This is a genomic window from Pseudomonas sp. AM4(2022), from assembly GCF_036346515.1.
In the GTDB taxonomy this organism is placed as follows: domain Bacteria; phylum Pseudomonadota; class Gammaproteobacteria; order Pseudomonadales; family Pseudomonadaceae; genus Aquipseudomonas; species Aquipseudomonas paracarnis.
In genome coordinates this window covers 229053-250171 of the sequence record NZ_JAOTNW010000005.1, presented here as the reverse complement: position 1 = coordinate 250171, position 21119 = coordinate 229053, and the positions used below count along the sequence as shown (strand labels likewise).

The 21119-nt window shown below is 62.8% G+C and carries 17 protein-coding genes; 11 read left to right on the top strand and 6 right to left on the bottom strand.

Annotation, left to right across the window (positions count from 1 at the left end; translation table 11 throughout):
* Window positions 1-15: 15 nt before the first annotated feature.
* On the top strand, window positions 16-2790 hold the full coding sequence (locus ODQ19_RS09445) for a hybrid sensor histidine kinase/response regulator (protein WP_330209878.1): 2775 nt from the start codon (window positions 16-18) through the stop codon (window positions 2788-2790).
* A 180-nt stretch (window positions 2791-2970) separates the two neighbouring features.
* Window positions 2971-3567, top strand: a complete 597-nt coding sequence (locus ODQ19_RS09440) for a MarC family protein (protein ID WP_003171467.1) — start codon at window positions 2971-2973, stop codon at window positions 3565-3567.
* On the opposite strand, the gene ODQ19_RS09435 is transcribed toward ODQ19_RS09440, so the two are convergent.
* The 5 genes from ODQ19_RS09435 to cobG form a co-directional block, all read right to left on the bottom strand.
* Window positions 3564-4343, bottom strand: a complete 780-nt coding sequence (locus ODQ19_RS09435; protein ID WP_330209877.1) for a hypothetical protein — start codon at window positions 4341-4343, stop codon at window positions 3564-3566. The two genes, ODQ19_RS09440 and ODQ19_RS09435, sit on opposite strands and share 4 nt — an antisense overlap.
* Window positions 4344-4580: 237 nt before the next feature.
* Window positions 4581-6218, bottom strand: coding sequence for a precorrin-3B C(17)-methyltransferase (cobJ, locus tag ODQ19_RS09430; RefSeq protein WP_330209876.1), 1638 nt, complete (start codon window positions 6216-6218; stop codon window positions 4581-4583).
* Complete coding sequence (locus tag ODQ19_RS09425) at window positions 6218-6949, bottom strand: precorrin-2 C(20)-methyltransferase (RefSeq protein ID WP_330209875.1); 732 nt, start codon at window positions 6947-6949, stop codon at window positions 6218-6220. The genes cobJ and ODQ19_RS09425 overlap by 1 nt, the downstream gene beginning before the upstream one ends.
* Window positions 6949-7575, bottom strand: coding sequence for a precorrin-8X methylmutase (locus ODQ19_RS09420; protein ID WP_330209874.1), 627 nt, complete (start codon window positions 7573-7575; stop codon window positions 6949-6951). Before ODQ19_RS09420 ends, ODQ19_RS09425 begins: the two co-directional genes overlap by 1 nt.
* The gene (gene cobG / locus ODQ19_RS09415) at window positions 7568-8914 is read right to left on the bottom strand and encodes a precorrin-3B synthase (protein ID WP_330209873.1); all 1347 of its coding nucleotides are present in this window, start codon (window positions 8912-8914) and stop codon (window positions 7568-7570) included. The genes ODQ19_RS09420 and cobG overlap by 8 nt, the downstream gene beginning before the upstream one ends.
* 38 nt (window positions 8915-8952) lie before the next feature.
* Between cobG and cbiE the strand changes: the two genes are divergently transcribed.
* The 9 genes from cbiE to ODQ19_RS09370 all read left to right on the top strand — a co-directional run bounded on the left by cbiE (window position 8953) and on the right by ODQ19_RS09370 (window position 16916).
* The gene (gene cbiE, locus ODQ19_RS09410; protein WP_330209872.1) at window positions 8953-10158 is read left to right on the top strand and encodes a precorrin-6y C5,15-methyltransferase (decarboxylating) subunit CbiE; all 1206 of its coding nucleotides are present in this window, start codon (window positions 8953-8955) and stop codon (window positions 10156-10158) included.
* Window positions 10155-10880, top strand: a complete 726-nt coding sequence (locus ODQ19_RS09405; RefSeq protein WP_330209871.1) for a cobalt-precorrin-6A reductase — start codon at window positions 10155-10157, stop codon at window positions 10878-10880. The genes cbiE and ODQ19_RS09405 overlap by 4 nt, the downstream gene beginning before the upstream one ends.
* A 56-nt stretch (window positions 10881-10936) precedes the next feature.
* The gene (locus ODQ19_RS09400; RefSeq protein WP_019818285.1) at window positions 10937-11269 is read left to right on the top strand and encodes a type II toxin-antitoxin system RelE/ParE family toxin; all 333 of its coding nucleotides are present in this window, start codon (window positions 10937-10939) and stop codon (window positions 11267-11269) included.
* Between the two features lie 5 nt (window positions 11270-11274).
* Window positions 11275-11598, top strand: a complete 324-nt coding sequence (locus ODQ19_RS09395; protein ID WP_014716718.1) for a helix-turn-helix domain-containing transcriptional regulator — start codon at window positions 11275-11277, stop codon at window positions 11596-11598.
* 340 nt (window positions 11599-11938) lie between these two features.
* A complete protein-coding gene (locus tag ODQ19_RS09390) occupies window positions 11939-12331 on the top strand; it encodes a DUF2946 domain-containing protein (RefSeq protein ID WP_330209870.1) in 393 nt (130 codons plus the stop codon).
* 47 nt (window positions 12332-12378) lie between these two features.
* Entirely contained in the window at window positions 12379-12861 is a 483-nt protein-coding gene (locus tag ODQ19_RS09385; RefSeq protein ID WP_330209869.1) for a copper chaperone PCu(A)C, read from the top strand.
* A gap of 10 nt (window positions 12862-12871) precedes the next feature.
* Window positions 12872-13261, top strand: coding sequence for a DUF2946 domain-containing protein (locus ODQ19_RS09380; RefSeq protein ID WP_330209868.1), 390 nt, complete (start codon window positions 12872-12874; stop codon window positions 13259-13261).
* Window positions 13262-13354: 93 nt separating this feature from the next.
* Window positions 13355-15415 (top strand): TonB-dependent copper receptor, encoded by a 2061-nt coding sequence (locus tag ODQ19_RS09375; protein ID WP_330209867.1) that lies wholly within the window; start codon window positions 13355-13357, stop codon window positions 15413-15415.
* A gap of 118 nt (window positions 15416-15533) precedes the next feature.
* Window positions 15534-16916, top strand: a complete 1383-nt coding sequence (locus ODQ19_RS09370) for a PepSY-associated TM helix domain-containing protein (protein WP_330209866.1) — start codon at window positions 15534-15536, stop codon at window positions 16914-16916.
* A 15-nt stretch (window positions 16917-16931) separates the two neighbouring features.
* Here the strand turns inward: ODQ19_RS09370 and ODQ19_RS09365 are convergent, their stop codons facing one another.
* A complete protein-coding gene (locus ODQ19_RS09365) occupies window positions 16932-21107 on the bottom strand; it encodes a hypothetical protein (RefSeq protein ID WP_330209914.1) in 4176 nt (1391 codons plus the stop codon).
* Window positions 21108-21119: the final 12 nt, after the last annotated feature.

Here is a 21119-nt window from a genome sequence, read left to right as displayed (position 1 = left end):
CGAAGGGATTTCGCCGTGCGCTGGCTCAGGATCGCCATAGGTTTCACAATCAGTCTGCTGACCCTGCTCTGCTTGCTACCGGCCCAGGCCGCCGCGCAAGGCAGTGGCTGGGCGGTATTGCTTGATGAACAGGCCGACCTGCAACTGAGCGACATCCGTTCCACCCGCTATACCAATCAATTCAGCCCCATCGAACTGGACCGGATCACCGCCGCGCAGCCGGACGGTGCGTTGTGGGTACGTTTCAGGCTGCAGCCCGGCAAGCACGAACAAGTGCTGCGGGTGTTCGCCCCGGACCTGTCCAGCCTGAGCCTGTATGTGCTGGACGGCGACACCCTGGTAGAGCAACAAATCACCGGCACTCGCCAACCCCAGGCTGAGCGCCCGTTGCCCAGCAGTGACTTCATGTTACCGATGCCCCAGAGCCCTCGGCCCCTTGAGGTGTATCTGCGCCTGGTCTCGGAACACGAACTGCGCCCTTACATCACTCTGGAACCGGCGGTGCTGGCCGCTGCCAACCAGAACCAGACATTGATCTACGGGCTGCTGTTCGGCGTGCTGTCGATGCTGATCCTGCACAACCTCACGCGCTTCGCCTACCACCGCTCGCGCAGTAGCCTGTGGCTGGCCGCGTGCGAATTCCTGTTGATGCTCAGCCTGGCGCTACTGCTCAACCTAGTGGGGCCGTGGCTGCCGAACTGGCACGCGATCCAGACCCCTGGCGCCTACCTCGCCCTGCTGCTGACCGCACCCTGCGGGCTGATGTTTGCCTACCGATTTTTCATGCCCCTGGGCCCGCACCCGCTGAACAAAGTGTTGGTCGCCGACATCCTGCTGATCATCCTGTGCGGCCTGCTGTTGTTGTTCGTCAACACCTTGCCGCTGAACATCATCACCTATGCGCTGGTCGCGCTGGCGGGCCTGAGCATGCTGTTCGTCTCGGCCTATCACTGGCAAAAAGGCTACCGCCCGGCGCGCTTGTTCGTGGCGGCCATGGTGGTGTTCAACATCGGCACGCTGATCATCCTGCCCGCCCTGCTCGGCCTCACCCTGGTGGCGCCACAAGGCCTGATCGTCACCCTGCTGAGCTTTATCTGCCTCAGCGGCCTGCTGATGAGCCTGGCCCTCGGCGAGCGCCAGCGCGCCATTGTCGAAACCCGCTTCAGCCTGAGCCGCGACCTGGCGGCCAGCAACGCCGAAATCGCCGCCAAGGCCGAGTTCCTGGCGAAGATCAGCCACGAAATCCGCACACCCATGAACGGAGTGCTAGGCATGACCGAGTTGCTGCTGGGCACGCCGTTGTCGGTGAAGCAACGTGACTATGTGCAGACCATCCACAGCGCCGGTAATGAGTTGCTCACCCTGATCAACGAAATTCTCGACATTTCCAAGCTCGAGTCCGGCCAGATCGAACTCGATGATGTGCAGTTCGACCTCAATGCATTGATCGAGGACTGCCTGAGCATCTTCCGCGCCAAGGCCGAGCAGCAGAATGTCGAGCTGATCAGCTTTATCCAGCCTCAGGTGCCACGGGTGATCAGCGGTGATCCGACACGGCTGCGCCAGGCGCTACTGAGCCTTTTGGAAAACGCCCTGCACAAAACCGATGAAGGCGAAGTGCTGATCGTTGTCGCCCTGGATGAGCGCAGCACCAAGCCACGCCTGCGCATTGCCGTGCAAGACAGCGGCGTGCCCATGGACGCCGCCGAACGCGACGCCCTGCTGCACAGCGAACTGCACAGCAAGAACTTCCTCTCGGCGACGCGTTTGAGCGGCCACCTGGGCCTGGTCATTGCCCGCCAATTGATCCTGTTGATGAACGGCGAGTTCGGCATCAAGAGCGGCAGTCACCAGGGCAGCACCCTGTGGCTGACCCTGCCCCTGGACCCGGAACGCCTGGAACATCCGACCAGCGACCTCGACGGCCCGCTCAAGGACGCCCGCGTGTTGGTAGTGGACGACAACGACACCTGCCGCAAAGTGCTGGTGCAGCAGTGCACGGCCTGGGGCCTGAACGTCAGCGCCGCGCCTTCGGGCAAGGAGGCCCTGGCGCTACTGCGTACCAAGGCGCACCTGCGGGATTACTTTGACGTGGTGCTGCTGGACCAGAACATGCCCGGCATGACCGGCATGCAACTGGCGGCGAAGATCAAGGAAGATCCGAGCCTGAACCACGACATCCTGCTGATCATGCTCACCGGCATCAGTAACGCGCCGAGCAAGATTATTGCGCGCAACTGCGGGATCAAGCGCATTCTCGCCAAGCCAGTGGCGGGTTATACCCTCAAGACCACCCTGGCCGATGAGCTGACCCAGCGCAGCAAAGGCGCCCTCGTTGCACGCCCGGCCCCCAGCGCACCGGCAGCCATCACCGTGCCCAGCGATTTCCGCATCCTGGTAGCCGAAGACAACAGCATCTCCACCAAAGTGATTCGCGGGATGCTCGGCAAGCTCAACCTCAACCCGGACACCGCCAGCAACGGCGAAGAAGCGCTGCAGGCAATGAAAGCCCAGCGTTACGACCTGGTATTGATGGACTGTGAGATGCCGATCCTCGATGGTTTCTCCGCCACGCAGCAACTGCGGGCGTGGGAAATCAGCCACCAACGCGTGCGCACGCCGGTGGTGGCGCTCACTGCGCACATCCTGTCGGAACACAAAGAACGCGCACGCCAGGCAGGCATGGACGGGCATATGGCCAAGCCGGTGGAACTGTCGCAGCTGCGCGAGCTGGTGGACTACTGGGTGGCGCAGCGCCAACAGCGCCCTGAGCACAGCACCCTTTCCTGATGATCGTTCCCACGCTCCGCGTGGGAACGCCGCCCGGGACGCTCCGCGTCCTGCTTGAGCGCGACGCAGAGCGTCACTGGATGCATTCCCACGCAGAGCGTGGGAACGATCAGCCAGCTCCCACATTTGATCTGTGTCGGATAGACTCCTCCACACTTTCCCCGCCCGCGAGCCGCCCCCATGCTCCATGTGTTATTCAGCGTTTACCTGAAGATGCTGGTGCTCTACAGCCCGTTCTTTGTGCTGTCCTGCTTTATCAGCCTGACCCGTGGCTACTCCAGCAAGGAGCGTCGGCGCCTGGCGTGGAAAGTCGCACTGGCCACCCTGGTATCGAGCGTGCTGCTCTACCTGTTTGGCCGGGTGATTTTCAGTGTGTTCGGCATTACCGTCGACGCGTTCCGCATCGGCGCCGGCAGCGTGTTGTTTATCTCCGCCCTGGGCATGGCCCAGGGCAAGTCGGCGGTGCAGACCGACAACGTGCAGCAGGATGTGACCATCGTGCCGCTGACCATCCCCCTCACCGTCGGCCCCGGCACCATTGGCGCCTTGCTGGTGATGGGCGTCAGCCAACCGCACTGGGACGATAAGCTCACCGCCATCCTCAGTATTGCCCTGGCCAGCCTGACGGTGGGCGTGGTGCTGTACCTGTCCAACCGTATCGAACGCATTCTCGGCGACCAGGGCTTGCAGATTGTCAGCCGGTTGATGGGCCTGTTCGTCTGCGCCCTGGCCGCACAAATCATTTTTACCGGGGTACGCGGCTACCTGGTGCCCTAGATCCGGTATTTGGCGATAGCCATTTCGACTTTGTCACCGGCGCTTTCGCGCATCAGTTGGATGGTTTTCTCGTTGACCATCGAGGTATTGAGCACCAGGCAAGTCTGCCCGCTGAAGGCCTCGAACGAGGAGCTGTCCCACTCCAGGAACGGCAGGCCCACCTGTTTATCCACACCATGGGTGCTGTAGGTCACCAGCACCATGATCAACTCGCCGTCTGTTTCAGCGCAGGAGGCCAGGCCGAAATCGCCGCCCTCATGCACCGCGCAATTGCGCTTGAACAGCTCGAAAGACGCTGGCTGGCGCTTCAATGCGTCCAGCGCATCGGCGGCCAACTTCGGCAGTGCGCTGAGCAGTGGCCCGGACAGCGCCGTCGATGTCAGCATCGAGGCGATGATATTCAGCGCCGCCAGTTGCACCGTCAGGCCCTTGCCCGCACGCGAGACCCGCTCAAAGCGACTGCGCAGCGGCAGCCACCCCAGGCTGACCATCACCTTGATAAATTCCTCGTACCACGCCTCGCTACCGCGCTGGACGTTCAGTACATCGCTCACATAACTGCTGGCCAGCAGATAGCTTTTGCGTACGTATTCGCGGTTCAACGCCGACAAGCCTTCGGCAAATGAAATCACCCCGTTGTTGACCACGGCCGCATTGCAATCATCGTCGCGATCCAGCGCGCAAGCGGCCTGCCGTGCAGGTGCGCCCGGCAATTTGTAGGCGGCAATCAACTTGCGCCTTTTTTTGCTGTTGATCCTTCTGTGACGTCGCTCCATTTTCTGTTCTCCACAAGCACCCCACATGGGGCTTGCTTGCACACTAGTCCAGGGAGCGACGGGCTTTCCATACGACAAACATCCCTTGGCCCGCCCCGCCCAAAACCAGCGCCCAGCAATGACAAGGCGCGGCGGTCAAGCGTACGGTTTTCATCGCAAAAAAAAGAAAAAGCCCCGAACAACGCCAGGGGAATCCCTGGGTTATTCGGAGCTTTCCGGCAGCCAACGGGGCTGTTTTCAGGAGTTGGGTTTGTCGCCATACCAACGTGGTGTGTACACCCACTCGCCGCCACCCGCGCGCGGGAACACACAGGTGGTGGATGAACCAATCAGCACCATGGTGCGCATGTCCACCTGCTCGGGCGTCAGTTGCCCCAAGGTGGTGACGCGCAGGGTCTGGCCTGGGCGGCCGATGTCACGGCCCAGCACCACTGGCGTCTGTGGCGTGCGATGCAGCGCGACGATCTCCAGAGCGCGTCCCAGTTGCCAAGGCCGCGACCGCGAGATCGGGTTGTAGAACGCCAAGGCCAGGTCGGCCTGGGAAGCCAGGTCCAAGCGTTTTTCGATGATCGACCAGGGCTTGAGGTTATCCGACAGCGACATCACACAGAAGTCATGCCCCAGCGGCGCGCCCGCCTGGGCAGCGGTGGCCAGCGAAGCGGAAACCCCTGGCAGGATTTCCAGGTCGACCTGATGCCAGGCCGGCTCGCTGGACTCATGCAACGCTTCGATCACCGCCGCGGCCATGGCGAATACACCCGGGTCGCCAGAGGACACCACCACCACCGAGCGGCCTTGCGCGGCTAGCTCGAAGGCGTGGCGGGCGCGCTGCATTTCTTCACGGTTGTCGGTGCAGTGTTGCACTTGGTCGTTCCGGAACGGCCCGGCCATGCGCACGTAGGTTTCATACCCCAGCACATCGGTGCAACGCGCCAGTTCCGCCTTCACCGCCGGCACCATCAGTTCGGCGGCGCCTGGGCCCAGGCCAATCACCGCCAGACGCCCGCGGGGGCGCCCAATCTGTGACAGGTCCAAGGGCTGCTCGGCCACGGTAATACTGATGTCCGCAACGGGACTCAGCGCGGCAAAACGCAACGGTACACCCAAGGCCGACGCGGCTTCATGCAAGGACGCGTCAGCCATCTGCAGATCGCTGGCCAGCAGGCAGGCCAGGGATTGCACGGCCACGCCCGCCTCCTGCAACGCCGTGCGCACACGCTCGGCCAACTGCGCACCCGGCCGGCAGGTGACGTAGACATTCTGCGGGTAAATCAGCAATTCGTTGGCTGCCGGTGTGCGCTCGGCACTGCCCACATGAATCGTCAGGCGCGCCTGTTGGTCCTGAGGCAGGTTAGCCTCCTCCAGCCATGGCGCCGCGCCTTCGATACGCACGCTTTCACCGGCCAGAAGGTCGGAGACAAAGCGTTTGCCCAGCTCAATGTCAGCCAGTTGATAGCCCGCGGGCGGGTTGAGCAGGCAGGTGCCAAAACGCAACTCGCCGCTGGTGGTGATGGCGGCAGACACGCCGAGTGCTGCGCCAATGTCACGCGCCATCAGGTTCACGCCACCCAGGCCACCGAGCAACGGCACCACCGCGCTGCCGTCTTCGGCCACGGCCAGCACGGCGGGCTCTTCGCCCTTTTCCAGCAGCAACGGCGCCAGGGTACGGATCACAATGCCCGCGGCGCACAAGGCAATCAGTGGTGTGCCCTGCTGATAGAGCTGACGCAAGGTCGCGCCGAACTCGCTGTAGGTGCGGTCTGCCCCCTCAACCCGTGTGGCCAGGCCGTGGATCAACGCGCCGGGGTAAACCTGCTGGAGCTTGCGCGCAGTCGCCAAGCTGCCCTGGCCCAGAATCACAATCGCCGGGGTCATCAACCTTGCCACCGTTCACCGGGCACGATGATCAGTGAGAAGTACGGCGAAGACGCCGGGTCCACCTGGTCCAGCGGCACAATCTTCTGGTTGGCCATAGTGGCGCGCTCCACATACAGCGCCCGCTCGGCCAGGCCCAGATCTTCCAACACTTGGCGTACCTTCGGGAAGTTGCGCCCCAGCTTCATGATCACCGCGGCATCGGCATCCGCCAGGCGGCGCTTGAGATCCTCATGGGGCAATACGCCCGAGAGCACCGACAAGCTCTGGTTGCGATACACCAACGGCGCGCCGAGTACCGAGGCGCCACCGAGCATCGAACACACGCCTGGAATCACCTCGGCGTCGTAGCGCTCGGCCAGGCGGTCATGCAGGTACATGTAGGAGCCGTAGAAGAACGGGTCACCTTCGCAGATCACCGCCACATCACGGCCCGCGTCCAGGTGCGCGGCCACGTCGAGGCTGGCGTTGTCGTAGAAGTCGCTGATCACTTGCTCGTAGGACAGCGGCGCGGGCAGCACTTCGGTGGTCACCGGGTACACCAGCGGCATCAGGGTCTGCTGCGGTACCAGGTGGTCCTCGATGATGCCGAAGGCGTTGCCCTTCTTGCCCTTGGCCACGAAGTACGCCACCACCGGCGATTCACGCAGCAGGCGCAGCGCTTTGAGGGTAATCAGTTCCGGGTCACCGGGGCCGACGCCCAGGCCGATCAAACGTCCGCGCACCTGCATTATTCGACCTCCGTGGCCAGGGCATTGACGGCGGCCGCCGCCATGGCACTGCCACCCAGGCGGCCTTGCATGATCACGAACGGCACCCCACGGCTGTCAGCGGCGAGCATCGCCTTGGATTCGGCGGCGCCGACAAAGCCCACCGGGAAACCGAGGATCAACGCCGGTTTCGGCGCGCCGGCGTCGAGCATTTCCAGCAGGTAGAACAACGCGGTCGGCGCGTTGCCGATCACTACTACACTGCCGTCCAAATGCGGGCGCCACAGTTCCAGCGCGGCGGCAGAGCGGGTATTGCCCAACTCGCGCGCCAACTCAGGCACGCGGTCGTCACGCAGGGTACAGATCACCTGGTTATTGGCTGGCAGGCGTGCGCGGGTCACGCCTTCGGAGACCATCCGCGCATCGCACAGAATCGGCGCGCCAGCGGCCAACGCGTCACGCCCGGCCTTGCCGGCCCCTTCGGAGAATTGCAGGCCGTCGATGGCTTGGACCATGCCGCACGCATGAATCACCCGCACCGCGAGTTTTTCCAAATCAGCCGGGATGCGGTCCAACTGGGCTTCCGCGCGAATAATGGCGAAGGAGTTGCGATAGATCTCCTGACCGTCGCGGATGTAATCAATCATCGGTGTTGCTCCGTGGACGAGCGCGCAACAGGGCGCCCGCCGCTTCAATGGAAAGAGTGCGCGCGTGCAGCCGACCAAAACCTGGCTGGGCTGCATCGCGAAAATAGAGGTCGTAGTGGCCGGGGTTCACCGCCAGCAAGGTGACGGGCGCGGTGTGCGCGGCGGCGCAGGAGCGCGGGCAACCGGACAGGTGCACCCCAACCCCCGGTTGCTGGGCGGCCAGCTGCACGGCGTCGGCCTTGGTGTCGGCCAGGCCTTTTGCGCAGCCGCTGGAACCAGTGCAGGCGATCATGCGCGCCAGCGGGTGCGCCACCGAGCAGATAAAGCCCAGTTGCGCCAGGCGCTCGGTCACGGCGTGAGGCTTTTCGACGTTGGGCACCAGCACGCCCTGCCAGGGGGTGAAGCGCAAGGTGCCGTCCCCATAGTCACTGGCCAGTTGTGCGGCGCCCTTGAGCATCGTCGGGTCCAGGCGGCCCAGAGGCGCGAGGGCGGCGACATAAAACTGATTTTTTTGCGCTTGTGGATAAGTGCCCACCTGCAGCGACGGGTCGCTGGGCGGGCGCGTGAAGCCGTCGATTGGCAGTAACGGCAAGCGCAAATGGCTCAGTACGTTATCCACAGGCAAATGCCGCATACGCGTTTGCTCTGGGGTGGCGAGGTCCAGAAAAGCTTCCAGCACAGCCACCACCAACCCATGGCCCTGGTCCAATGGCACAGCAGCCAGGGGCGCATCCAGGCCCGGACAGCCGGCCAGGCCGAATGCAAGCAGGGTTTCGCCATGCTGTACGAAGGCCGACAGCCACAGGTCGTGGTGATGTTCGAGCATCGCCAGGTCCTCCCCGCCATCAAGTTGCACCGCGAACTTGGCCGACAGTTCATGGAAACGCGGATGGTTCTCCAGGGTGGCGAGAATCTGCGCGGCCAGCGGGCGGGTGTCGAACAGCATCTGCGGGTCGATACCGGCGCTGGGGCTGAGCATCAGGTTGCGCACGTCGTCACCGCCCGCGTTGCTGGGGCCCAGGCCCGCCGCCAGCAGCCGGGCGATCAACGCTTCCTGCTCGGCGCCGATGCCGCGGATCTGTAGGTTGGCGCGGTTGGTCGCCTCGATCACCCCGCCCGCATACGCCTGGGCTGCGTCCGCCACAGCGTGAGCCTGGACGGCGGTGATCGCGCCGCCCGCCAATTTGACCCGGCAAATGCCGCCGTCCAACGCCTGGACAATACGCAGCAACCCCGGACAAGCCGAGGGGCGCAAGGTATTCACAGCGGGCGTTGGGTTCACGGGGCTACCGGTTGACGGGTAAAGGCGCGGTATTATGCCTGCTTTGTCCGGCGGCATGAAAAGCCTGCCCGTCGGATGTCGTTCAAGGAATTGATATGTCGCCCTGGCTGACGGTTGTAGGCATCGGTGAAGACGGCTTCAAAGGCCTGGGCAGGAATGCCCGGCATGCCCTATTGCGCGCCACGCGGATTATAGGTGCTCAGCGCCAGTTGGACCTGCTGCCGCAGTGTATTGGTGGCGAGCGCCAGCTGTGGCCGAGCCCGTTTTCCCTGGAGCCGGTGCTGTCGCGGCGTGGGGAGCCTGTGTGCGTCTTGGCCAGTGGCGACCCGATGTTCTATGGCGTCGGCGCCAGCCTGGCCCGGCAAGTGGCGTCTGAGGAGTTGACGATTTTGCCCGCGCCCTCGTCGGTATCCCTGGCGGCGGCGCGCTTGGGCTGGCCGTTGCAGGAGGTGGTGACATTGTCGGTAGTGGCGCGGCCATTGACGGCAATCAACACGCATTTGGCCAGTGGTGTGCGCTTGTTGGTATTGAGCAATGACGGCAGCAGTCCCGCCTTGATTGCTGCGTTGTTGACCGAGCGCGGTTTTGGCCCCAGCCGGATAAGTGTGTTTGAACACCTGGGCGGCACGACTGAGCGGCGTATCGAGGGGCATGCGCAAGCGTGGGAGCAGGCTGCGGTTGCCGATTTGAACCTGGTCGCCATCGACTGCCTGGCAGATGCCAACGCGCCGCGTCTGTCACGTCTTGCCGGCTTGCCAGACTCGGCCTTCAAACACGACGGCCAACTGACCAAGCGCGATGTGCGCGCCATGACCCTCGCCCGCCTCGCGCCGATGCCGGGCGAACTGCTGTGGGACGTGGGCGCGGGCAGCGGCTCCATCGGTATTGAATGGATGCGCACCCATCCCAGCTGCCGCGCCTTGGCGATCGAAGCCGACACCGGCCGCCAGGGCCTGATCGAACACAACCGCGACGCCCTCGGCGTGCCCGGCCTGCAACTGGTTCGCGGCAAGGCTCCGGAGGCGTTAAGCGGTCTGGAAACACCAGACGCCATCTTTATCGGCGGCGGCGTCACCCGCGACGGCGTCCTCGATACCTGCTGGCAACACCTGCGTCCCGGGGGGCGGCTGGTGGCCAACGCCGTGACCCTGCAAAGCGAAATGACCTTGATGAACTGGCGCGCCCAACATGGCGGCGAACTGACCCGCATCCACGTCGCCCAGGCCCAGCCATTAGGCGAGTTCGATACCTGGCGCCAGGCGCTGCCGATCACGCTGCTGGAAGTGATCAAGCCGTTATGAAAAGGATTCTTTTACTGGGTGGAGTCACCGAAGCACTGGCCATCGCCCGCACATTGGGGCCGCAGCATATCTACAGTTTGGCCGGCGTGGGCCGTGTGCCAACCAACCTGAACTGCCAGGTTCGAGTCGGGGGTTACGGAGGCGCTGAAGGGTTAGCGCAGTTTATTCGTGACGAACGTATCAGCCTGATCCTTGACGCCACCCATCCGTATGCAGCGCAGATCAGCCAAAACGCGGCCCAAGCGGCGCGATTGAGCGATGTGCCTTGCTGGGCATTGCGACGCCCGGCGTGGCAGCCACAGCCGGGGGATGATTGGCGCGAGGTCGCTGACTGGGCCGAACTGGTCGAAGCGCTCAAACCCTTCAAGCGCCCGCTGTTCACCTTGGGTCGCGAACCCTTGCAGCACCTCGACGAAATCCCCGCCGACCAGTTCTGGACCTTGCGCGCGCTGGATGTGTATCCGGGCAACAAGCGCTGTGAAGTGATCGGCGCACGCGGGCCGTTCCTCATCGAGGACGAACGGGCGTTGTTCGAAGAACGGCGAATTGATGTGCTGATCAGCAAGAACAGCGGCAGCACCGCCACCGAGCCGAAGCTGGAAGTGGCGCGTGAGCGGGGGGTGCCGGTGTTGGTGTTGAAGCGGCCGGTGTTGGCTCAAGTAAACAAGGAATTCCTGTCGCCTGAAGAAACACTCAGCGCGTTGGCAAACTTCACTCGATGAGTCAGGATCGCTCGCTTGCTTGATTAGTAACCTATTTGTTACCTTCAGGACGGCTAATGATTGAGATCGAAGAATACCAACGCGACAACGATTCCAGTCCGTTCGATGAGTGGTTTTCATCCTTGAGTGTCCCAGCGGCAACTCGAGTTTCAACCGCTTTAGTTCGGCTTGAAACAGGCAACACCAGCAACATCAAGTGGTTCGATGGGCTAGGCGAATACCGTATCGACTGGGGACCCGGCTTGCGAATCTATTTGATACGAGAAGGACATCGATTAATCATCCTGTTCGGTGGTGGTGATAAGTCCAGTCAAAAGCGCGATATCAAGGTCGTAAAGTCGCTGATTAATGAGTATCAGCGTGACAAGAAATTGAAACAAAAGAGGTGACCAGCATGGCGCTTACCCGTAGCTACAAACACACCATCGCTGAACGTGCCCAGCGAGACCCTGCATTCGCCCAAGCGCTTCTCGACGAGGCCGCTACGCTATTTCTCAATGGCGAGCCGGAAATATCTCGCGTGATCCTGCGTGATTTAGTCAACGCCACAGTAGGCTTTGAAGGCCTTGCGAAACAAACCGCCAAACCTAGCAAAAGCCTGCATCGAATGCTTTCGGCCAGCGGCAACCCCAGCATGGATAACCTTGCGGCGATTTTTGCCGTGATTAGAAAAGCCCTGGGTGTCGATATGCAGGTCCACGGCGTACCCGCTGCATAATTTGCAATATCAACCAGCATGAATGCACCGCAACGTCAGGGGGTGCTACAGGCAATCAGCATTCTTTAAACGCCACAATCTCATGTGGGAGGGGCTGCCTGCGATGCAGGCGACTCGGTCTTCCAATTGGAACGGGGTGATGCTATCGCAGGCAAGCCAGCTCCCACAGTGTTCAGCGTCGCCTGGTGCGCCGCGTCCCTTCTGCAAAATTGGCAAGCGGCCGTTCTCGTCTATCCTCAAACCCAACACTGCGACACCAAACCACACCCGCCCTTTTTACTTATCCCCCCCGATCAGGCTAAATACCCGCCTGATCGTTTAACCCTACGGATTATCCGCCATGGCCCGTCAACGCTTTGCAATTGCCTGGATCGCCTGCCTTGCAGTGCTGTTCAATGCGTTTGCCATGCCGTTGGCCAGTGCGATGCAGCAGACGGATGACCCGGTCAAGCGTCTGATGTGGGGCGGGTTCTGTTCTGCCAACGGCGCCAGCCTGAAGGCCATTGCCCTGGGCAAGCTGGAAATCCCCGCACCGCCGGACGATCACTCCGCCATGCAGCATTGCTGGTGTTGCTCGGGTTCGGCGCCGTTGGTGGCGTTGCCGGGGCATGTGCCGCAGTTGTATGTGACGCGCTTCGAGGCGGTGCAGAACCTGCCGCCGCGCTTATTGCGCACTCCCACCCCGCGCCAGCAATGGCCGAGCCTCAACCCCCGCGCCTCTCCAACGGTCTGATTTTCTTCGCAAGTGAACTGCGTTTAGAACCGTTCTGGAGAACTGCCATGCTCAAATCTTCCCTGCTTCTGGCTGCGTTGCTGCTGCCGGTGTTCAGTGCTGCCAATGCCGAGGACTACAAGGCCGGCGACTTGGAGGTCAGCAATCCCTGGTCCCAGGAATTGCCACCGAATGCGCCCACCGTCGCGGCGTACTTTGTGATTCACAATACTGGGGAGACGGCAGATCGCCTGCTCAGTGCCGAGACGCCCTTGGCGGAGAAAGCCGAATTGCATGAGCACGTAATGCAAGGCGACCTGATGAAGATGCAACAGGTGCCCAACGTGGCCGTACCGGCCAAGGGTGAACTGACCTTCGCGCCAATGGCCTATCACGTCATGCTGCTGGGCCTCAAGGACCGCAGCCTGCTCGCCGATGGCAAGCAATTCCCGCTGACCCTCACCTTCGAGAAAGCCGGCAAGGTCGAGGTGCAAGTGTCGGTGCACAAAGCGCCACCGATGGCTGGCCACGAGCATATGCACGCTCAGTAAGCCAACCTCGATGGGCGCTCCTCGCGCCAGGTTGTCTCCCCACTACCGCGTGAAGCGCGGCAGTTGGATCAGCCTGTTCGCCATGCTGATGATCTTTATCGGTCCGCTGATTTCCCAGGCGATGCCGATGGATCATCACGCCGGTATGTCCATGGATATGCCCGCCTGCCACGGCGAAGCCAAGCCGAGTAAAGCCCCCGATGAACATCATGTGCTCTGGGAGAAGTGCGGCTATTGCAGCCTGCTGTTCAGTTGCCCGGCCCTGCCCGGCAGCGTCTCCTACGTAACCCTCGGTACCCCGCCGCCCGCCAACGCCCTCACCCCCGCCACGCGCCTGGGCCATGCCCGGCAGAGCATCTTCCCCGGTGCCCGCAGCCGCGCGCCGCCCATCGTGTCGTAAGCCCTTCACCGCGTTACTTCACCCCGGCCGACTTTAGACAGACAGCCGCAGGCTGCTGGCCGTGTTGTTTACGATTGATTGATGGAATTTGTCATGTCCAGGTTTTCTGCTGACACCCGTTTGGGAAGTACTGCCCTGCTCACCGCCTTATGCGGCGCACTATTGGCTGCCCACGCTCACGCCGACGAGCATGAGCTGAGCCCCACGGTGATCACCGCGATAGCCCCCAGCTCGCCGCTGACCGTGGTCACCAACCCCAAAGACCCACGCCAACCGGTGCCCGCCAGCGATGGCGGCGACTACCTCAAGACCATCCCCGGCTTCGCCCTGGTGCGCAACGGCGGCACCAATGGCGACCCAGTGCTGCGCGGCATGTTCGGCTCGCGCCTGAATATCCTCACCAACGGCGGCATGATGCTCGGCGCCTGCCCGGGCCGCATGGATGCGCCAACTTCGTATATTTCGCCGGAAACCTACGACAAGCTCACCGTGATCAAAGGCCCGCAAACCGTGCTCTGGGGCCCGGGTGCGTCAGCGGGCACCATCCTGTTCGACCGTGAGCCGGAGCAGTTCGGCGAGCTGGGCACGCGGGTCAACGCCAGCGTATTGGCCGGCTCCAACGGGCGTTTCGACAAGGTCATCGATGCCGCTGCCGGCGGGCCATTGGGCTACGTGCGGGTGATCGGCAACCAGGCCCATGCCGACGACTACAAGGACGGCAACAACGACACCGTCGCCTCGCGCTATGACAAGTGGAACGGCGACGTGGCGGTGGGTTTCACGCCCGATGCCGACACCCTGCTGGAACTCACCGCCGGGCGTGGCGATGGCGAGGCGCGCTACGCCGGGCGCGGCATGGACGGCTCGCAGTTCCTGCGCGAAAGCCTGGGGCTGCGTTTCGAGAAATCCAATCTCGGCGAGGTGCTGGATAAGGTCGAGGCCCAGGTCTACTACAACTACGCCGACCATGTGATGGACAACTACAGCCTGCGTGTCCCTTCGGGCACCGGCATGATGGCGGGGCCTATGGCGTCCAACGTCGACCGCCGCACCCTTGGCGCACGCATCAAGGCGACCTGGCGCTGGGCGGATGTGCAATTGATCAGCGGCCTGGATGCACAGACCAATGAACACCGTGCGCGCAGCAGCATGGGCATCGACACGTACAAGGATCTGCCGCGCAACAAGGACGCCAACTTCCACAACTATGGCGTGTTCGGTGAATTGACCTGGTACGCCGCCGACAACGATCGCCTGATCACCGGCGCACGCCTGGACCGCGCCTCGGCCAAGGACTTCCGTCAACGCACCGGCTCGGGAATGATGTCACGCCCGAACCCGACTGCCGGCGATACCCGCGCCGATACATTACCCTCGGGCTTTGTGCGCTATGAGCACGACTTGGCGGGCAGCCCCACCACGCTGTATGCCGGCCTGGGTCACGCAGAACGTTTCCCCGATTACTGGGAACTGTTTTCCCCCAACACCGGCGCGGCCGGTTCGGTGAATGCCTTCGACGGCGTAAAGCCGGAGAAAACCACCCAGCTCGACTTCGGCGCCCAGTACAAGAGCGCCGACCTGGAAGCCTGGGCCTCGGGCTATATCGGCCAGGTACGCGACTTCATCCTGTTCGACTACAGGCCCGGCATGATGGGCACCACCTCCCAGGCGCGCAATGTGGACGCACGCATCATGGGCGGCGAAGTGGGCGCGGCGTACAAGCTGAGCCAACACTGGAAAGCCGACGCCAGCCTCGCCTATGCCTGGGGCAAGAACAGCAGCGACGGCAAGGCCCTACCACAAATGCCACCGCTGGATACGCGCCTGGGCCTGACCTACAGCGAAGACGATTGGAGCGCTGGCGCGTTGTGGAGGGTGGTCGCGGCGCAACACCGTATCGATCCAAACAAAGGCAACGTGGTCGGCAAGGACTACGACAAGAGTGGCGGCTTTGGCGTGTTCTCGCTGAATGCAGCGTACCGCATCAACAAGCACTTCAAGGTCAGCACCGGCGTCGACAACTTGTTTGGCAAAGCCTACGCCGAGCATCTGAATCTGGCCGGTAACGCAGGCTTCGGTTACCCAGCGAACGACCCGCAGGCCATCAAGGAACCCGGACGTACGCTCTGGACCAAGGTGGACATGAGCTTCTAAAAGCATCGCAGGCAAGCCAGCTCCCACAGGTGGAATACATTCCAATGTGGGAGCTGGCTTGCCTGCGATGACGGTGTAACAGACCAAGAAAAATCAAGAGCCTTATGCGGAGCAGCCGATGACCACGCAAAAAATTTCCTTCTACAACCTGGCCTGGCGCTGGCACTTCTACGCCGGCCTCTTCGTCGCCCCCTTCATGGTGCTGCTGGCCCTCACCGGCATCATCTACCTGTTCAAACCCCAGCTCGACCCGCTGATGTACGGCCACCTGCTCACCGTGCCCGCCGCCGACCACGCGCTGAGCGCCGACGAGCAACTGCAGCGCGCCCAGGCCGCCTACCCCCACGCCGCGATCAGCAAATACCTGCCCCCTGCCGACGCCACCCGCAGCGCGCAGTTCGTGATGCGCAACGACGCCCACGAAGTGACAGTATTCATCGACCCCTATCGCGGCACCGTCCTCGGTGAGCAAGACGCAAACAACAACCTGCAAGCCATCGTCCGCGCCCTGCACGGCGAGCTGATGATCGGCACCGTCGGCGATCGCCTGATCGAATTGGCCGCCGGCTGGGGGGTGATGCTGGTGGTGTCCGGCCTGTACCTGTGGTGGCCGCGGGGCAAGTCCTCGGCCGGCGTGTTGTGGCCGCGCTTCGGCAGCCGTGGCCGCTTGTTCTGGCGTGACCTGCACGCTGTCGCCGGGTTCTGGGGTGCGGCGTTCCTGCTGGTGATGCTGCTCAGCGGTATGACCTGGACCGGCTTCTGGGGCAAGCAATACGCCGACCTGTGGAACACCTTCCCGGCAGCGATGTGGAACAACGTGCCGCAGTCCGACCAGCAGGCCCGTGTGCTCAACACGGCCACCCAGCAAACCGTACCCTGGGCCCTGGAAAACACGCCGATGCCAATGTCCGGCGACCACGCCGAGCACATGAACCACGGTGCAATGCACGCAGGCCCGGCTGCACCCACCGTACGCCTGCAACAGGTGGTCGACCTGGCCAATGCGCGCAAGGTCGAACCCGGCTACAGCATCACCTTCCCCACCACCGCCACCGGTGTATTCACCGTCTCGGTGTTCGCCGACGACCCGCGCAACGACGCCACCCTGCACGTGGACCAGTACACCGGCAAGGTCCTGGCCGATGTGCGCTGGGATCATTACAACCTGGTCGCACGCGCCACCGAGACCGGCGTGATGCTGCACGAGGGCAAGATGTTCGGCTGGGTCAACCAACTGATCGTGCTGGTGATCTGCCTGATGATTCTGCTCAGCGCGGTCAGCGGCGTGGTGATCTGGTGGAAGCGCCGGCCCCAGGGTGGGCTGGGTGTACCGCCGCTGCGCCATGACCTGCCCAAGTGGAAAACCGCGATGGCGATCATGCTCGGGCTGGCGATCATATTCCCCTTGGTGGGGGCGTCGCTGATCGCCGTGTGGGCGTTGGACCGGTGGGTGCTGTCGCGCTTTTTACGCCATGGTGAACCAACTTCAGGTTCCGCCTGAAACAAACACTGATGTTCACAACTCGTCCTTTGGGGGGCGGCCAACCGACAGCTTCAACTGCGCCCCCAATACACCGCGCACTGTCCAGAAATCCCCGCTGCGCACCACACGAAGCCGGCCGATTCGCGCGAGTTCGGAGATGAAGTGCGAAGGCGTCGGCGCCTGCGGGGTATAGCCTGTTTGCGCCGACCATTTGTCAGACGTGGCAAGCAGGTTGTATTCCTCATTGCTCCAGTGCGGGTCGTAGGCGAGCACTGCCCCATCCCGTGCAGACAGATAGAACGTGACGATCGGCAAGCCCTTTCGCTTCAGATCGTGGACGTAATACGCCAACTCGCGCCACGACACGAAGTGAGTACGAAAGGCGTTCTGCGCCACACCTGCCGGCTGATCGAGGCCCGCGTGAAACAGCAGATGGGCTGCGGTGAGCCGGTATTTTTCCGGCAACCCGCGCCCGTCAAACAAAGCTTCAGCGGGCTTGGACGGGAAGCCGTCGTCCGGCAATGGCAGTACAGGGACATGGCTGCTGCCGGCGGGGTTCGTCAACAGCGCACTCACGTACTGCTGCCCCGTGTAGCCGCCGACATAAGCCTGGGAAAACCACGCGGCATCATCGCGGTGAGTGTGCAACGGCCCCAATGCCAACTGGCGTTCGCCCGCAGGCATGACCGCGCGTGAACGCCCCGGCTGCCATTGGGCATCCACGATGCCCGCCCCCAGCCAGTGTGTGCTGGGTTGCAACACACGCAGCTCACCCGCCGCCGCCACACGTTGGATATAGACAGCTGGGCTCAACAAGCGCAGGCGCAAATTCACGACATCGCTGTACGAGATTCCCCGCGTATCGCGCGCGACAAACTTGAGCAAGGCGCCGTCGGCACAGGAAAAATACATCGGCAGCACCGAGCGAGCTGTCGTGGCTTGCACTTGATGAAACGCTCCAAGCAATTCGGTCGGCGAGAACAGCGCTCGGTAGATATCATCCCCCGTGCGCACGCCGCCGGTTGGATGGAAGTCGGCCTGTTCGGGCACACAGATATAGATGCCCGCCAAACCGTAGCGATACGGAAAGCCCGCACTGCTGAACACCCGGCGGCGAGCCAGCTTCGAACCGCCGTCGCTCACCGGCAACGTCGCCACGTAGCCACGGTTATCCATCGATTTGAGGACGTACCCGAACATCAGTTGCGAGCGCTGCGCCATTTGCCCGTGCACATGCCGCACGGCATCGTCGGCTTGGATGAACAACGGGCTGTACGCAGGCTCATGGCGCGCCTGGGCATACTGACCGTCACTTTTGGCCGGCGTCGCAAAAGCGCTCCACATGGACACCACGCCCGGCTCACCCCACATCGCGCTGCCCTGCACCACACTCAAGGTAAAACTGCGGGCAATACGGTTGACGTACTCCGAAGGCGCCAGTTCCCCCGTCCGTATCTGGCGCTCCAGTGGCGCGGTGAGCCAGTCATAACGGTTTTTCGGGTGAGTGAGCAGTTGCTGTTCGGTAATCTGCGGGTACTTGCCCCGCGGCTCGGGCCACAGGCAGGTCAACGAACCATCAGGCCCCAGCAGGTAGTGATACAGGCGCTTCTCGCCGAGCGTCAAGGCATGGGCCAGCAGACGGGTGGAAAACGTGTTGCTGTACACAGAGGCTTCGGCCGCCGTCAGCAAAAACGGCCACTGGGACGCGGGCCTCGAGTGATAGCTGGCCACCACGGTGGTGCGTATGGGGTACTCCCCTCGCGTCACCAGCTCATCAGGGAAGATCCATTTGAGATCGAAGACTTCATCGGCAACCACCAAAGGCTCGGAGGCAACGAACCCGCCGTCATCGCGGCGCAGGATAAGGCCGCCGTACGCCTGCGACTGCGTCACCGCCACACGTCGCCGTACGTAGCGGGCAGCGTCATCCATCGACACAAACACCGGGCTCAAGCGACGGCGTGACAGGTTCGCATACGGGTTCCATAACCTGTTCACCGTTCCCGTGCGGTCCCAACATGGACTCTGCATCACCACCCGCAACTCGCCCGCCTCGGCAACCTTGCGAATAAACCTCAGCGGCTCAAGGGTGCCGCCCTTCAACTTGGCCTCGATCGTCTCCAGGCTGTCGCCCTCGCTTTGCGAGTCAAACAAGGACTTGGGCGAAGACGAGCGATAGCACAGCAAAGCCCTCTCGGGGGGCGCGATATAGACCGCCGCGCCCAGGGCCGAGCCGCGGGTGATCAAGCGTGCCTGGGACACGCCGATGTCCAGGTGCGCAGGCAGCATGAAGCAGCGCTCCAGCCAGGCAGTGACACCATTGCCAGCCCATTGGTTGGTGTAATAAAGCGCCTCACACTCAAACCCCTCGGGCAACTGATAAGTACCAGGGCCGGTACTCGCGTACAGGCTGGCAAGGGTCAGCATCGGTGACTGCCGGGTAATCGGCACGCACTCGCTGACCACGTAGTCATTGCGCGACGTGTGTTTGAGGATAAAACAGAAAAAATAGCGGTTTTGCTCTTGGTTGTAAGGTACTCGATCGAGCGCATCCAAGGCCGCCGCGTCGGCGCTTTCAAACAGCGCGCCATGGCTCGGCAGCTCGGGACGCTGCCAGGCAATGCTGCGCACGTACGGGCCCCAATCCAGTTCGACTGGCCCGCTCGGCCCCCACAACGCATTGCCGATCACCACCCGCAAGGCGCCGGCCTCGGCGAGTTTGCGCACCACATCGGCGGGCTTCATCGTGCCATCGGCCAGGTTCTTGGCTATCTGGCTGATACCGCTGATGGCCTCGGCTTGCCAATGCAACACCCACTCGGCCGTCGTGTGGCCCGGCTGGTAGGCGATCAGGCTGTCCTCGGCGCCGGACAGATAAGCGGTTACTCCGGCCTGCAAAATCGGGTGTACGTCCAGATCACGGAACATCTGCCCGTTGACCTCGACATCCTGGCGACTCCACTTGAGCGTCAACGCCTCGGCGGGGTCGGCCAGGGACAGGGCAGTGCGCGAGCCGTAAAGCCCCTGCAACCGGCACCCGGCGTGCAGAATGATCGGCGCGCCTTGCCGGTCTTTCGGGTACAACCGCGCAAAGGCAAACGGCCAGGGCCCGGTCGCCACAGGTTCGGTCGCCACATAACGACCATCCGTGCGTTGCAGGATCGTCCCGCCATACTCGCGATCACGCCGTGCGCCGATCCGTTCATGGGCATGACGGGCGGCATCATCGGCACTCAGAAAGCCACGGCTCAAACTGGGCAGGGCCACCAGGGAATAAGGTTTCCACTGCGCATCGACCACGCCGGCGCGGTCCCACAGGGCACTGGTTTTCTCGACGGTCAACTCCCCGGCGGCCGCCACCTGCAACACGAATGCCCGGGTCAGCAGCGTGCCGGCTTGCAAGGCCGCCTGAGTGCCGTTGTCACCCACTTCACCCGTGCTCGAGCGGGTAAACAATGCCGTCTCCGCCGCCGAGCCTGAAAACCGATAGCGCAGGATCGCCTCGTCGCGCATACGGATGTACAACGACGCGCCCAGGGTAGATTGGGCCCCCAGCGCATACTGCCGAAATTGCGCGATATGCGTGGCCAGCTCCGACGGGCTGACAAAGTTCTTATACAGCCAGGCATCCAGGTCAGGGTATTGGCCGGGCAAGGGCCGGGAGTGAAAGTAGATACCCAGCAGGTGAAGCCCGGTCGGCAACAGCGGCAGTTGATCACTGACGTCACTGGAGAGTTCCGGCTGCGCCGCGACAAACAATTCTTGCAGATCATGCTTGAGCAACAGCACCCGCTGCCGGGCGGTGGGAGTGCGCTGGATACGCGACCAGGCATACGACAAGGCCTGCTCGGCGTCAGTGAACACCGGCCCGCAGGGCAATGGCATCGCTGGCGCACTGAAGGGCTGGTAAGGTTGCCAGTCGGCGGGAACATCCCCCGTCGAGCTGCCCCAGGCAGGGCTGGACTGCACAAAGGTCAACTGGCCCACCGCGGCCAGCTTCTTGTAGATGCCTTCCAGCGTGCCGTCATGGGCATGGGGCGAGGACCACGGCCCATTGGTGTCCAGCCAGTGTACAAACCCCGCCTCGGCGGCGGAGTTGCTCGGCGTGTAGCGCAACAGCGCGCCATCTGGCCCCGAGAGATAAGCCTGGGTAAAACGCGCACGGTCCTGATGATTGAAGTAGATATCCGGCGTGGAATAAAAACTCATGAACGCCTGCAT

Coding starts and splice junctions, on each gene's coding strand:
- cbiE (WP_330209872.1), top strand. CDS start 8,953: ATGTCGCCCTGGCTGACGGTTGTAGGCATCGGTGAAGACGGCTTCAAA.
- ODQ19_RS09405 (WP_330209871.1), top strand. CDS start 10,155: ATGAAAAGGATTCTTTTACTGGGTGGAGTCACCGAAGCACTGGCCATC.
- ODQ19_RS09420 (WP_330209874.1), bottom strand. CDS start 7,575: ATGATTGATTACATCCGCGACGGTCAGGAGATCTATCGCAACTCCTTC.
- ODQ19_RS09380 (WP_330209868.1), top strand. CDS start 12,872: ATGGGCGCTCCTCGCGCCAGGTTGTCTCCCCACTACCGCGTGAAGCGC.
- ODQ19_RS09375 (WP_330209867.1), top strand. CDS start 13,355: ATGTCCAGGTTTTCTGCTGACACCCGTTTGGGAAGTACTGCCCTGCTC.
- ODQ19_RS09440 (WP_003171467.1), top strand. CDS start 2,971: ATGCTCCATGTGTTATTCAGCGTTTACCTGAAGATGCTGGTGCTCTAC.
- ODQ19_RS09400 (WP_019818285.1), top strand. CDS start 10,937: ATGATTGAGATCGAAGAATACCAACGCGACAACGATTCCAGTCCGTTC.
- ODQ19_RS09395 (WP_014716718.1), top strand. CDS start 11,275: ATGGCGCTTACCCGTAGCTACAAACACACCATCGCTGAACGTGCCCAG.
- ODQ19_RS09435 (WP_330209877.1), bottom strand. CDS start 4,343: ATGGAGCGACGTCACAGAAGGATCAACAGCAAAAAAAGGCGCAAGTTG.
- cobG (WP_330209873.1), bottom strand. CDS start 8,914: ATGCCGCCGGACAAAGCAGGCATAATACCGCGCCTTTACCCGTCAACC.
- ODQ19_RS09385 (WP_330209869.1), top strand. CDS start 12,379: ATGCTCAAATCTTCCCTGCTTCTGGCTGCGTTGCTGCTGCCGGTGTTC.
- ODQ19_RS09425 (WP_330209875.1), bottom strand. CDS start 6,949: ATGCAGGTGCGCGGACGTTTGATCGGCCTGGGCGTCGGCCCCGGTGAC.
- cobJ (WP_330209876.1), bottom strand. CDS start 6,218: ATGACCCCGGCGATTGTGATTCTGGGCCAGGGCAGCTTGGCGACTGCG.
- ODQ19_RS09390 (WP_330209870.1), top strand. CDS start 11,939: ATGGCCCGTCAACGCTTTGCAATTGCCTGGATCGCCTGCCTTGCAGTG.
- ODQ19_RS09370 (WP_330209866.1), top strand. CDS start 15,534: ATGACCACGCAAAAAATTTCCTTCTACAACCTGGCCTGGCGCTGGCAC.
- ODQ19_RS09365 (WP_330209914.1), bottom strand. CDS start 21,107: ATGAGTTTTTATTCCACGCCGGATATCTACTTCAATCATCAGGACCGT.